The sequence below is a fragment of the Corynebacterium sp. HMSC22B11 genome (genome assembly GCF_001815965.1).
GTDB lineage: Bacteria > Actinomycetota > Actinomycetes > Mycobacteriales > Mycobacteriaceae > Corynebacterium.
Genome location: NZ_KV823522.1, coordinates 46,761 through 59,424, shown reverse-complemented (window position 1 = coordinate 59,424; position 12,664 = coordinate 46,761). Strand labels below are relative to the sequence as shown.

The 12,664-nt window shown below is 66.3% G+C and carries 13 protein-coding genes; 10 read left to right on the top strand and 3 right to left on the bottom strand.

Features of this window, described 5'->3' with window-relative positions; all coding sequences use genetic code 11:
- Positions 1-78 precede the first annotated feature (78 nt).
- The 4 genes from HMPREF3088_RS09365 to otsB all read left to right on the top strand — a co-directional run bounded on the left by HMPREF3088_RS09365 (position 79) and on the right by otsB (position 3,584).
- Positions 79-462: a hypothetical protein gene (locus tag HMPREF3088_RS09365; protein ID WP_210401525.1), complete on the top strand. Its 384-nt coding sequence runs from the start codon at positions 79-81 to the stop codon at positions 460-462.
- A 54-nt stretch (positions 463-516) separates the two neighbouring features.
- Positions 517-2,079 (top strand): alpha,alpha-trehalose-phosphate synthase (UDP-forming), encoded by a 1,563-nt coding sequence (locus HMPREF3088_RS09360; protein WP_070759708.1) that lies wholly within the window; start codon positions 517-519, stop codon positions 2,077-2,079.
- On the top strand, positions 2,079-2,591 hold the full coding sequence (locus HMPREF3088_RS09355) for a hypothetical protein (protein WP_070759706.1): 513 nt from the start codon (positions 2,079-2,081) through the stop codon (positions 2,589-2,591). The genes HMPREF3088_RS09360 and HMPREF3088_RS09355 overlap by 1 nt, the downstream gene beginning before the upstream one ends.
- 63 nt (positions 2,592-2,654) lie before the next feature.
- Positions 2,655-3,584 (top strand): trehalose-phosphatase, encoded by a 930-nt coding sequence (gene otsB / locus HMPREF3088_RS09350; RefSeq protein ID WP_070759704.1) that lies wholly within the window; start codon positions 2,655-2,657, stop codon positions 3,582-3,584.
- 126 nt (positions 3,585-3,710) lie between these two features.
- Here the strand turns inward: otsB and HMPREF3088_RS09345 are convergent, their stop codons facing one another.
- A complete protein-coding gene (locus HMPREF3088_RS09345; RefSeq protein WP_070759702.1) occupies positions 3,711-4,841 on the bottom strand; it encodes a LacI family DNA-binding transcriptional regulator in 1,131 nt (376 codons plus the stop codon).
- 106 nt (positions 4,842-4,947) lie between these two features.
- On the opposite strand from HMPREF3088_RS09345, the gene HMPREF3088_RS09340 reads away from it, so the two are divergent.
- Genes HMPREF3088_RS09340 through HMPREF3088_RS09330 form a run of 3 tightly spaced genes read left to right on the top strand, consistent with a single transcriptional unit; the run spans position 4,948 to position 7,831 of the window.
- On the top strand, positions 4,948-6,126 hold the full coding sequence (locus HMPREF3088_RS09340) for a metal ABC transporter solute-binding protein, Zn/Mn family (protein WP_070759700.1): 1,179 nt from the start codon (positions 4,948-4,950) through the stop codon (positions 6,124-6,126).
- Positions 6,123-6,824 carry a metal ABC transporter ATP-binding protein gene (locus HMPREF3088_RS09335; RefSeq protein ID WP_070759699.1) on the top strand — a complete coding sequence of 234 codons (702 nt, stop codon included), beginning with the start codon at positions 6,123-6,125 and terminating at the stop codon, positions 6,822-6,824. Before HMPREF3088_RS09340 ends, HMPREF3088_RS09335 begins: the two co-directional genes overlap by 4 nt.
- Entirely contained in the window at positions 6,821-7,831 is a 1,011-nt protein-coding gene (locus tag HMPREF3088_RS09330; protein WP_070759697.1) for a metal ABC transporter permease, read from the top strand. Before HMPREF3088_RS09335 ends, HMPREF3088_RS09330 begins: the two co-directional genes overlap by 4 nt.
- 90 nt (positions 7,832-7,921) lie before the next feature.
- Here the strand turns inward: HMPREF3088_RS09330 and rlmB are convergent, their stop codons facing one another.
- Together rlmB and HMPREF3088_RS09320 are read right to left on the bottom strand one after the other, a co-directional pair.
- Entirely contained in the window at positions 7,922-8,875 is a 954-nt protein-coding gene (gene rlmB, locus HMPREF3088_RS09325) for a 23S rRNA (guanosine(2251)-2'-O)-methyltransferase RlmB (RefSeq protein WP_070759695.1), read from the bottom strand.
- Between the two features lie 94 nt (positions 8,876-8,969).
- The gene (locus HMPREF3088_RS09320) at positions 8,970-9,560 is read right to left on the bottom strand and encodes a neocarzinostatin apoprotein domain-containing protein (RefSeq protein ID WP_070759692.1); all 591 of its coding nucleotides are present in this window, start codon (positions 9,558-9,560) and stop codon (positions 8,970-8,972) included.
- Between the two features lie 99 nt (positions 9,561-9,659).
- Between HMPREF3088_RS09320 and HMPREF3088_RS09315 the strand changes: the two genes are divergently transcribed.
- From HMPREF3088_RS09315 to HMPREF3088_RS09305, 3 genes are read left to right on the top strand one after another with little or no spacing between them, the layout of a single operon-like run.
- Positions 9,660-10,709, top strand: a complete 1,050-nt coding sequence (locus HMPREF3088_RS09315) for a heme/hemin ABC transporter substrate-binding protein (RefSeq protein WP_070759690.1) — start codon at positions 9,660-9,662, stop codon at positions 10,707-10,709.
- On the top strand, positions 10,699-11,886 hold the full coding sequence (locus HMPREF3088_RS09310; protein ID WP_070759688.1) for a FecCD family ABC transporter permease: 1,188 nt from the start codon (positions 10,699-10,701) through the stop codon (positions 11,884-11,886). Before HMPREF3088_RS09315 ends, HMPREF3088_RS09310 begins: the two co-directional genes overlap by 11 nt.
- On the top strand, positions 11,886-12,662 hold the full coding sequence (locus HMPREF3088_RS09305) for a heme ABC transporter ATP-binding protein (protein WP_070759686.1): 777 nt from the start codon (positions 11,886-11,888) through the stop codon (positions 12,660-12,662). Before HMPREF3088_RS09310 ends, HMPREF3088_RS09305 begins: the two co-directional genes overlap by 1 nt.
- Positions 12,663-12,664: the final 2 nt, after the last annotated feature.

Below are 12,664 nucleotides of genomic sequence, written 5' to 3'. Positions count from 1 at the left end.
CCGTTACCAGGCAACGAGTTTTTGATTCACCGTCAAAGCCCACCGCCAGTTCAAAAGTTTTCGTGAAAGAGGATGCCAGTGCCCCCAAAGGTCACAGACAATCGTCCAGCTAGCGCCGAGTCTCTGCACGCCGTACCGGTGGAAACCGCTCTCGCCGCCCAGCGGATCGTTGCCACCTATGCCGAGGACTTCCTGGACGGCGTGACCCTGATGAGCATGCTCGGCGTCGAGCCGGATGGCCTGATCCACCGCAAGGTCGTCGAGGAGCTGGAGGCCAACGAGGCCGCCACGAAGAAGGCGAGCCGGAAGACCACGAAGAAGTCGGCGAAGAAGGCCGCCAAGAAGAGCACCAAGAAGGCTGCGAAAAAGGCGACCAAGAAGGCCACGAAGAAGGCTGCTAAGAAGAGCGCCAAGAAGGCCGCTAAGAAGGCGACGAAAAAGGCCACGAAGAAGGCCCAGTAGTCCGCGTACACTTGGTGCCATAATCGGCACCTAGGAAGCGCTTCAGGAGGCAGGATGGCCACCGACGGTGGTTCGGATTTCCTTGTTATCGCCAACCGTCTGCCCGTCGACCGGATCGACGATAAGTGGGTCGCCTCCCCGGGCGGGCTCGTCACGGCGCTCAAGCCGGTGCTGCAGCACAATAACGGCGCGTGGATCGGCTGGCCCGGAACGACCAAGAAGGTCAAGTCCAAGGAAATGCCGTCGCGCAAGAAGACCGGCATCGACCTGATCCCGGTGAATCTCTCCGAGACGGATTACGAAGAGTTCTACGAGGGCTTCTCCAATGCGGGGCTGTGGCCGCTGTACCACGATCTGATTGTGCATCCGCGCTATAAGCGCTCCTGGTGGGCGAGCTACCACGCCGTCAACCGCCGCTTTGCGGATAAGGCGATCAAGGAGGCCGCGCCCGGCGCGACGGTGTGGGTGCAGGATTATCAGCTGCACCTGGTGCCCGGCATGATCCGCGCGGCGCGCCCGGACCTGAAGATTGGTTTCTTCCTCCACATCCCCTTCCCAGCCCCGGAGCTGTTCCGCCAGCTCCCGTGGCGCCGCGAGGTGCTGGCCGGCACGCTCGGCGCGGACCTCATCGGCTTCCAGACCCAGGACAGCGCCCGGAACTTCCTGCATACGCTCCGCGCACTGGATTTCGACGTTCATTACGACGACCCCACGGACGCCGAGTTCGTCAACGGCGCCCGCCTGCCGGAGGAGAACTCCGTCATCGGCTGGTGCACCACGAATCCCGCGGCGACCAGTGCTGCCGCTGCCGACGCACAGGCCGAGGTCGCTGGGAAGACTCAGCAGGCCCGAGAGCATGTCACTCGCATCGGGGTGTTCCCGATCTCCCTGGACTCCGCCGCCGTCGAACGACAGGCACAGCAGCCGGAGACGCTGGCCAAGGCGCAGCACCTGAGCCAGCAGCTCGGCTCACCGAAGGTGCTGATGGCCGGGGTGGATCGGCTGGATTATACGAAGGGCATCGTGCAGCGCCTGCTGGCTCTTGAGGAGCTGCTGGACTCCGGGGAGTTGAAGAAGCACGGTCTCAAGGCCAAGGACATCTCGATGGTGCAGGTGGCCACCCCCTCGCGGGAACGGCTGGAGGACTACCAGGCCACCCGCAAGGACGTGGAACGCATCGTCTCCCGAATCAACGGCAAGCATGGCTCGATGGGCCGGCCGGTGGTCAGCTATGTGCACAATAACCAGTCCTTCAAGAAGCTGGTGGCGCTGTACCTGGCGGCGGATATCATGCTGGTCACCGCGCTGAAGGACGGAATGAACCTGGTGGCCAAGGAGTACGTAGCCTGCCACTCGGATGGCACTGGTGCCCTGGTGCTCTCGGAGTTCACGGGCGCAGCCACGCAGCTGACCAGCGCGTTCATGTGCAACCCTTACGATAAAACCCAGCTTTCGCAGACCATCCTCGCGGCGGCGACCTCCACGCCTTCGGATCGCCGGGCGCGGATGCGGAAGATGTGGGAGAACGTCCGCGAGTTCGACGTCGACCACTGGGCGGACAGCTTCCTGGCCGAACTGCGCACGGACGCGACGTCCCCGAGTGGGGAGGAACGGTGATGGAACTCAGAAACCTGCGCGGAACTCAGCGGGGCCGAACCGTGGCTCAGGCGGGTGCCGCCATCCTCGCTGCCACCGGCCTGCTGGGGCTTAGTGCCTGCGGCGAGTCCGAATCCCCGGTGGGGTGGACGCAGTGGCAGGTCACCCGCATCTACCAGGACCCGGAGACTCCGGCGGATCTGCCGGAGACCCAGGAAGGCCGCCTCTTCCTGGTCATTGGTGAGGACTCCCTGACCGGGGCGAGCGGCTGCCTGAATCTCAAGGCCGACGTGCAGTGGCGGGAGAAGGATTCCCAGCTGGAGGTCGGTCAGCTGAGCGTCGAGGAAATCGGCGGCGAATCCCAGTGCGCACCGAGCGATGAGCGCAACGCTGAGCGCCTTCGCGATGTCCTGGAGAACCAGACACTGACCTACACGCGCGACGGTGGACGCTCGCTGCGGCTGCAGCAATTCCACCCGGATGCCCCGGAGTGGGAGACCCCGAAGTCGCTGAGCATGGTCTCCCGCGCCTAGGCAGTACCCGCCCCCAGGGGCTGCCACGGGCCCCGCGAAGAGAACACTTTAAGGAGCTCGCCAATGCCCGCCACCCCGATCCCAGGCCCGCAGAATCCCAACTCACCGCGTCCCAAGGAACAGGATCCCAACAAGCTGGGGCCCGACACTCTGGGCGCGGAGGATCTCTCCTACCTCGCGGCGGCGGAGAGGCTGCTACTCGCGGTCGACTTCGACGGCACGCTGGCGGAGTTCTCGGACTCCCCCACCGACGTGCGCGCGGTCCCCGGCGCGCTGGAGGCACTGCACGAGCTCGCCGGGCTCCCGGGGGTGACGGTGCTCATCATCTCCGGCCGCCAGCTGCGCGAACTCTCCGCGGTCACCGGCCTACCGGTACTCGAAAACCCGGGCCCGGACGATATCCGCCTGGTCGGCTCCCACGGCGCGGAGGACTCACTCTCGGGCGGCACCGACACCTCGAGCGAGGACGCCGCCGGCAGCACCACGGACGGTTCCGCAGCCCCCGCCCCCTCGGCTCGAGCGCAGGTGTTGCAGAAGCTGGGCGAGCACGCCGAACAGATCGCAGCCACCGACCGCGGCATGTGGGTGGAGTACAAGCCGTACTCGGTGGGCCTGCACACCCGGCAGGCCGCCAGCCCCGAGGCCGCGCAGCAAGCGAATCAACGTTTGGCGGAGTTCGCGGCCACCTGCAGCACCCCGGCGGTTCCGGTGCAGGTCACCTGGGGCCGCGACATCCTGGAACTCAGCGTGGCCACGGCAACGAAAGGCAGCTACGTGGCAGGCTTGCGCACCCAGCTGCCGGAGCACGTGGTCTTCTTCCTGGGCGACGACGTCACCGACGAAACCGTCCTCGCCACCCTCACCCAGCCACGCCCGGACGTCGGCGTCCACGTGGGCGGCCGACTCGCGGACACCACCGCGGCGACCCGTAGCCTGGGCAGCCCCTTCGCCGTTCGAGACGCACTCCAGCAGCTCACGGAGCTGCGTGGTTAGTGCCCGCGGCGCAGTTGCCCGCGGAGCTAGATCCTTTGAGCCCGCGGCGCAGTTGCCCGCGGAGCTGCGTCATTAGTGCCCGCGGTGCAGTCGCCCGCGGAGCTGGGTGGTTAGTGCCCGCTTTCCCTAAGCCCGCGGGGCGGCGATAGAAGTTCCGTCCAGCACCGTGGTCTCCAGGTAGACCGCCGGCGGGTTCTCCGACTGCGCCCGCGAAGGCGCGGACTTCCGGTTCTTCGCCGCCTTCCGGCGCTCGCTGATCTCCTCCGCGAGCTGCTCACCACTCAGCCGCCCCTTGGTGCGGGAGGGCTGGCGCACCGTAACCAGACCTGCGGCCTCGGCCTGCGGGATGCCGTCGAAACCGGTCACCGAGAGATCGCCGGGCACGTCGATGCCCGCCGATTCGGCGTAGCGCAGCAGACCGAGCGCCATCGAGTCGGTCGTGCACACCACGGCGGTGAGATCCGGGTTATTCTCCAACAGTTCGCGGGCCGCGTCCTCGGTAGTTCCAGCGTCGTTAATGTGGCGCTCCACGAGGGGCACGCTGGCGGTATCGATGCCCGCCTCAGCGAGGATCTCGAGCGCGCCGGTCACACGATCCCGCTGCACGTTCATGCGCGCCCCGGCAAGCCGCTCCTGGCTGACGGGCCCGTTGTTGGGTTCCCGATCCAGTCGGATGCACAGGATGCCGATCTTGCGGTGACCTGCGTCGACGAGACGACGGACGACCGGTTTGATGGCCTCGCGGTCGTCGATACCGACGAAGCGGACCCCCTCCCGGCCGGCGGGCTGGTCACAGATGACGACGGGTCGTCCCCGGCTGATGGCGGCCTCCAGGTAGGGGTCTTCGTCGGCGACGGAGTAGACGATGAAACCGTCGACAGCGGCCTGGTTGACCAGGGCGGTGGCGTCCTTCCCATCAGACTGCACCCCGGCGGGGATGAGCAGCATGGACACACCCATCTCGCCGCAGGCCTGCGAGACGCCAGACATGAATTCAACAGAGGCCTGGTCATCGAAGGCGTAGGTCAGTTCCTCGGTCAGGAGAACGCCGACGGCCCCCGCCCGCTGGATGCGCAGGGAGCGCGCGATGGGGTCGGGCCCCGGGTAGCCCATCTTCTCCGCGGTCTGCAGGATCTTGGTGCGCAGCTCCTCGGAGAGTTGGCCGGGCCGGTTATAGGCATTGGAGACGGTGGTTCGGGATACGCCCAACTCGGCGGCGATGGAGGCGAGGGTGCCTCGGCGGGCGGGTTGATTCATGCTTCTTACCGTAGGCGGTTGGCCAAAAAATTGCTGGGTGGAGGGGTGCTGCACTACATTGCTTATTGCAACCAGTTCCCATTACCAACAACCGTGAGAAGTTTTTATGAACTTTAGTGCAACCACCCGCAAGCGCGGCGCCGCCATCTTCGGCGCCCTCACCCTCACCGCAGGCCTCGCTGCCTGCTCCGAGGGCGGCTCGCAGGACAACCCGGCCGAGAACACGGAATTCAAGATCGTCGCCTCAACCCCGGTCTGGGGAGACATCGCCAAGGCGGTCATCGAGAGCGTCGACGGCGCGGAGAAGACCTTCTCCGTCGAGACCATCATGGAGAACAAGGACGACGACCCGCACGGCTACGAAGCCACCGCGGCCGACATCGCCAAGGCGAAGAGCGCGGACCTCATCGCTGCCAACGGCGCGGGCTACGACAACTGGCTCACCGATAATGCGGACGACGCCCCGATCGTTTCCGCTCTCCCGCTGGCTGCGGCCCACACGCACGACCACGGCGATCACGACCATGGGCATGACCATGATCACGAAGGCCATGACCATGAGGGTCACGAGCATGATCACGGCGATCACGAGGGCCATGACCACGATCACGAAGGCCACGATCACGAGGGTCACGAGCATGATCACGGCGGTCACGAGGGCCATGACCATGATCACGACCACGGCGACGACGAGCACGCCCACGAGCATGACCATGACCATGAGGGTCACAATCACGACCATGGGCATGATCACGGCCACGACCACGGGCATGATCACGGCAGCGGCCAGAACCCGCACGCCTGGCTGGACATGGACATCGTCAACGCCTTCGCCGATAACCTCGCAGCCCAGCTCCACGAGCTCGACGAGGACTTCCCTGCCGAGCTGGACGAGGACGCCGAGATCAAGGAGAAGACCGCGTCCTACACCGAGCGCATGAAGAAGCTGCCGGGCAAGAAGGTCATGCTGACCGAGTCCGTCGCCGAGGCTATCGTCGAGGACTCCAGCCTCGAGGACATCACCCCAGAGTCCTTCGCCAAGGCCGTGGCCCGCGAGGCCGAGCCCTCCGCAGCAGACCTCGCCGCCGCGAAGAAGCTGATCACGGACGGCAAGCTGGACGTCCTGATCACCAACGAGCAGGCCCAGACCCCGGCCGCCGAAGAGCTGACGAAGGCCGCGAAGGATAAGGACGTTGCTACCGTAAACGTGAACGAAACCCCGGACCGGGGCACCACGTACTTCGACTACGTGGATGACATCCTCAAGCAGCTAGAGGACGCATGAGATTAGCGTTTCACAACGCCGCGATTGAACCCCTGTGGCGCGACCTCAATCTCGAGGTCGCCCCGGGGGAATTTCTCGCTATTTTGGGCTCAAACGGCGTAGGCAAGTCCACCCTCTTCCAGACGGTGCTGGGGCAGCGCACGCTGATCCGCGGCACCGTCGACGTGGAAGGAAAAATCGGCTACATCCCGCAGCAGCGGATGTTCCCCGCGAACCTGCCGATTCGCGCACGCGACCTCGTGGGCCTTTCCACCGCCCACGGCGTGTTCCGCAACCGCCGCCCCCGCCGGAAGCAGGTCGACGCCGCGCTCGCCGAGGTGGGCGCCGCCGGGCTCGCAGACCGCCGCGTCGGGGAGATGTCCGGTGGCCAGCAGCAGCTGATCCGCCAGGCCCAGGCGCTCGCAGGCGACCCGGAGATCCTGCTGTGCGACGAGCCGCTGCTCTCCATGGACTTGCGCGCCCAGCGCGCCACCGTTGAGCTGCTGGAGCGCCAGCGGCGGGAACGCAACGCCGCGGTGCTGTTCATCACGCACAACATCAACCCGATCCTCGAGGTCACCGACCGGGTTCTGTACATCACCCCGCACGGGCACCGGCAGGGCACGGTGGCGGAGGTCATGAACACCGAGACCCTCTCGGAGCTGTACCAGACCGAGGTGAAGGTCATCGAGGTCGATGGGAAGGTGATCGTCCTATGAGCGCGTTTCACACCGGCCAGTGGTGGGCGGACACCCTCGCCCTGCTGAACGTGGATTTCGTGCAGCAGTCGATCCTCGCAGCGCTGTTGCTGGGAGTACTCTCCGGGGCGATCGCGCCGATCATCGTGATGCGCAATATGAGTTTCGCGGCACACAGCACCGGCGAGCTCGCGCTGATGGGCGCGGCGGCCGCCCTGCTCTTCGGCTTCAGTGTCTCCTGGGGCGCGCTCCTCGGAGCAGTCTGCGCGGCGGTGGTCCTCGGGGTGGTGGGCGCCCGGGAGCAGGATTCCATCGTCGCCGTGGTGTTGAGCTTCGGCATGGGTCTTTCCGTGCTGTTTATCTACCTCTACCCGGGGCGCTCCTCCACCGCCTTTAGCCTGCTCACCGGCCAGATCGTTGGCGTGAGCTCGTCGAATATGAAGATGCTGGCGGTGATGACGGTGATCGTGGTCGCGGTCATCGCGCTGCTGTGGCGGCCGCTGCTTTTCGCCACCGTCGATCCGACGATGGCCGCTGCTAGCGGGGTGAAGGTGCGGTTGCTCTCCGTCCTCTTCGCTGCCCTGCTGGGTGCGGTGGCCAGCCAGGGCGTGCAGATCGTGGGAGCCCTGCTGCTGATCGCCCTGCTGATCACCCCAGGTGCGGCGGCGGTGAAAGTCACCGCCAATCCCCTGGTCGCCGTGGTTCTGTCCGCGGTGTTCTCGGTGACGGCCGCGGTGGGCGGGCTGGTGCTCTCGCTGGCACCCGGTCTGCCGGTCTCCGTTTTCGTGACGACGTTGAGCTTCCTGATCTACCTGGTCTGCTGGTTCATCGAGTGGCTGCGGGGTCGCCGGATGGACGCCGACGAGGTGCGCGCCGCCTCCTATGCCGCGGGTCAGGGCTTAAGTGGGGTCGCCGGCCGGGCCGGCCAATCAGGCACGGCGGGCCCTAGCTCGCAGCCGGGTGCGGATAGTTCCGTGCCGCTGTGTGAGGCGGACTCCTGCGCCAACCCGGAGAACCACCAGCGCTGAGAGCCTCGGAAACGGGCTCATCCCCCGTTCACCTCATAGAAAAGGCCGCGCAACACTCGCTAGCGCGGCCTTTCGCCTGAATATCTGGCCCTACTTCTTCGCCACGCGACGCTGGCGGGCGAACTCGCTGAGCACCACGCCTGCAGCCACGGAGGCGTTGAGGGACTCAACCTTGTCGGCCATCGGGATCGAGAGGATCGTATCTGCGGTCTCCCCGACGAGGCGGGACAGGCCCTTGCCCTCGCTGCCAACAACGACCACCGTCGGCGTCGTGCCGTCGTAGGTGTCCAGCGTGTGGTCCCCACCGGCGTCCAGACCGACGACCTGGTAGCCGTTCTGCTGGAACTGCTTCAGCGCGCGCACCATGTTCGTCGCCTTCGCGACCGGCAGGCGTGCCGCCGTACCTGCGGAGGTCCGCCAGGTCACGGCGGTAACGGACGCGCTGCGACGCTCCGGGATCACCACGCCGTGGCCACCGAAGGCCGCCACGGAGCGGATCACCGCACCCAGGTTGCGCGGGTCGGTGATGTTATCCAGCGCCACGACCAGGCCGGGGGTGGCGGAGTCCGCGGCGCGCTCGATGAGGTCGTGGACATCTGCGTACTTATACGGCGGGATCTGCAGGCCAATGCCCTGGTGCAGCCCGTTGCCGGTCATGCGGTCCAGCTCCTGGCGGCTGACCTCCAGGACCGAGATACCGCGGCTGGAGCAGATGTGGACGGCCTCGGAGAGGCGGTCGTCGTTGCCGGTGCCCTCCGCGACGTACAGGGCGGACGCCGGGACGTTCGCGTGCAGGCACTCCACCACGGGGTTGCGGCCGACGACCAGCTCGTTGCCACCGAAGGCATCGCGGCGGTCGTGCGCCCCGGATGCCCGGCGCTGCGCGGCCTTCTTGCGCTTGTGCGCCTGGTGGTAGACGCGGTCCTCCGCCTTCGGGGTCGGCCCCTTACCACGGAGGCCGCGGCGCTTCTCCCCGGCCGAGCCCTTCGACGGGCCCTTCTTGTTCTTGCGTACGCCGCCGTGCCGTCGCGAGTTGCCAGCCATCGTGCTCCCTAGTTGTGCGTGAATTATCGAGCACCAAGTCTATCGCCCCAGCGCCCATTCACACTATTGCCCGGCCACTGCTTTGCTGCTGTGGCTAGCTGGCGAAGGTAACCGGGATGTCTGCGACGTCCTCGAAGCCCTCGGTGTGGTCACCGAAAATCTTCAGAACGCATTCCTGCGTGGCGCAGTCGACGGCCTGGCCCTTCTGCTTTGCGGTCAGCTCGAACTCGGTCTCGCCTGCCGGGGAGAGGCTGGCGGTGCCGCCGTCCTTCTGCGTGATCCACTGCTGGGTTCCGGCCTCACCCCGCTCGCCGGTGCAGTCTGGCATCGGCTTACCCGGGACGCCTTCCGCAGCACAGATGGCGCCGTAGTAGCCCGCCTCCGGGTCCAGGCCGGTGACCTTGACGGAGATCTTCTGCCCATCTGCGAGGTTTTCAACTGGGTCTGCGGTGATCTTCACCTCGCCGCCTTCTGCAGCCTCGGCGCTTTCGCTGGACTCGGCGGCAGCGGACGTGCTCGGGGCCTCGCTCGATGCCTCGCTGGCTGGCGCTTCGGTGGTGGCGGTGGCCGACGCCTGCTCTTCCGATCCATCGTCTGAGCATGCTGCCAGCAGGGGCAGGCTCAGCGCCATGAGTGCGGCGATAGCGGTTACTGCGCGTGGGCGTGCGGTGCGGATTGTCTTCATTCTGGAACCCCTTCCTAAGGTAAAGCTAGGTTATGCTAGCCTCACCGAGGTTAACCTAGCCTATGTTGTTGCAGTCAAGAATTCCTAAGGACGCCCACCATGCGGACACCCCCACAGCGCGCACTTCTGCCGCTTTCCCTCGTGGCGGTGCTTGCCCTGAGCAGCTGCGGGGCACCAAGTTCGGGGCCCACCCCCGAGGCCGAGCAGTCGCAGGCAACCTCGGCAGAAAAGACAGCACCTACTCGCGACGGCGAGAGTTCACACACCCCTACCCCCACGGGCCACGTCTCTGCACACCTCCCCAGCCGCGACCCCGACGTCCTCGTCGACCGGGAGACGGTGGAGCAGTCCCCGGCGCGGGACGCCCGCATCCTCACGCTAGATCGCGCAGGTGCGCTATCCCGTGCGGTATGGGCGCTGGGCATGGGGGAAAACCTCATCGGGCGAGACACCGCTTCCGATTTCCCGGGAGTCAAAGACCTCCCCCTGGTCACCCCCGGCGGCCACTCGATCAACGCCGAAACGGTGCTGGGCCTGCGCCCCGATATCGTCCTCACCGATGGTTCGATCGGTCCGAGCCGGGTCATGAAGAAGCTGCGGGCAACTGGGGTGAAGGTCATCGATATCACGGCAGAACGCACCCCGGAGACCATCGGCATCCTCGTCGAGGAGGTCGCCGTCGGGATCGGCCTCGAGCAAGCCACGGACCAGGTCACAGACCAGATCAACGAAAAGCTCAACCGGGCCACCGCATCCGCGCAGTCCCGCGCAGATGGCCGCAAAATGATGATCCTCTACGTGCGAGGAACCGGTGTGGCGATGATCGCCGGGCCGGAATCCGGTGGCCGAAGCCTCATCGAAAGGCTCGGCGGTACTGACGCCGGCGAGAAGCTGGGCATCAATGGCAGCTTCACCCCACTGACCCCCGAGGCGCTCATCGAGGCTGCCCCAGACACGCTCATCGTCATGAGCAGTGGCCTGGAGTCCGTCGGCGGGGTCAATGGCCTGCTGGAGGTTCCGGGCGTATCACAGACCCCAGCGGGGAAGAACCGCTCCGTGCTCGACGTTCCGGATTCCGAACTGCTCTCCTTCGGGCCAAATACCCCAGGTGTCATCGATGCGATGGCGGAGGCGCTCTATGGCGACTAGCCTGCTCAAAAAGCAGTCCAAGGCGCCTCGTTCGACTGCAGCCAAAGGCGGCCAAGCCACCGGGCTCGTCTTCCAACGCGACCCGCGGCGGGCCATCCGGAGGCGGTGGAACCGCCTGCGTGCCGCCAAAACCCCAGCGGTGATTACCACTCTCGCGGTTGGTCTGGTAGCGGCCATCCTGTGGTCCGTCGTGGTCGGACAATTCGGGGCCAGCGCTGGGCAGTCCCTCCGCTCCCTGGCGCACATCGTCACCGGCCTTGGGCAATCAACATCCCTTGATGTTGTGCTGTGGGAGGTCCGCCTACCCCGGGTATCCCTAGCCGCCATCGTCGGCGCGGGGCTGGCGGTCTCCGGCTTGGCGCTGCAAGCGGTGTTCGCCAACCCGCTGGCCGAACCCGGATTGATCGGTGTCTCCTCTGGTGCCGCAGTCGGGGCGTCGCTGGCCACCGTGCTCAGCACAGCGAGCGCTGCCGGAGCCCTTGGGTTGAGCAGCGCGGGGCTGGCAGCGATCCTGACCTCGAATTGGACCATCGCCATCGGCGCCTTCGCCGGCGGAATCGCAGCGACCGCCATCGTCGCAGCAAGCGCACGCGGAAGCCGCGATATTGCGCGCATCATCCTCGTCGGCGTGGCCGTCAACGCCGTGTGTGGTGGGATCGTCTCTTTCCTGACCTACATCGCCAGCACCACGGCGCGGGATCGCATCGTCTTCTGGCAGATGGGCAGCTTCGCGAGCGCCGACTGGTCCCAGGTGGGGATCATCCTGGCGCTGACCACCCCAGCCGCCGCCCTGCTCTGGGTGCTAGCACCCAAGCTGGACATCCTGAGCTTAGGGGAATCCCAGGCCGGACACCTCGGAATCAACGTGGTCGCGCTCCGCCGCGTGGTTATCGCTATCGCAGCGCTTGTCGTGGCTGCAGGTGTGGCGTTCTCCGGGATCATCGTGTTCATCGGGCTCGTGGTTCCGCATGCCCTGCGGCTGCTCATCGGCCCCGGCCACCGCGCACTCGTTCCCGCGTGTTTCCTCGGCGGTGCGCTCGCCGCCACATTGGCAGACCTCGCCGCCCGGGCGCTGATCACCGGCACCGATCTGCCGCTGGGAATGCTGACTTCCATCGTGGGCGGCCCGATCTTCTTCTGGCTGCTGATTCGTTCCGATAGGTCGGTGAAGCACTAATGAGCATCACAGTAGAAAACCTGCATTTCAGCGTGGACGATCACGAATTACTGGACGACGTCAGCTTCACCGCTGCCGCAGGCCAGGTCACCGCGCTGGTGGGGCCGAACGGTGCCGGAAAGTCGACCTTGCTCGCCGCGATCGCTGGCGACCTCGACATCGACTCCGGGCAGATCCTCCTCGCGGGCGAGGACGTCAGCCAGCTGAACAGCAAGCAGCTCGCGCGACGGCGGGCGGTACTCACCCAGCACCACCCGATCGGTGTGCCCTTCACGGCGGAGGAGGTTCTCGACTTCGGCCGGCACCCGTGGTCCACGCCGGACCCACAGCTTCGCCAGGAGGTGATCGCCACCTGCGAGATCGAGCACCTCCTCCCCCGGGTTCTCCCCACTCTCTCCGGCGGCGAGCGCGCCCGCGTGCACTGCGCCCGGGTGTTCTACCAGGACACCCCCGTGGTCCTGCTGGATGAACCCACCGCGGCTTTGGACCTGGCGCATGCCGAGGACGTCCTCAAAGCGATGCGCAGCCTCGCCGACGAGGGAAAGACGGTCGTGGTGGTTCTCCATGACCTCGCCGCCGCGGCGGCCTACGCCGACCACATCGTGGTCCTCAGCAGTGGCTGTGTGTTCGCCCAAGGCGCCCCCACCGAGGTCCTCAGCTCCGGGCTCATCAGCGCCATCTACGACGCCGATGTGGAAATACTCCAGGACTCGGCGGGCAACCCGGTCGCGCTCCCCCGGCGCAGAACAAACCCCAGTTCGCTCAAGAATCTTTAACC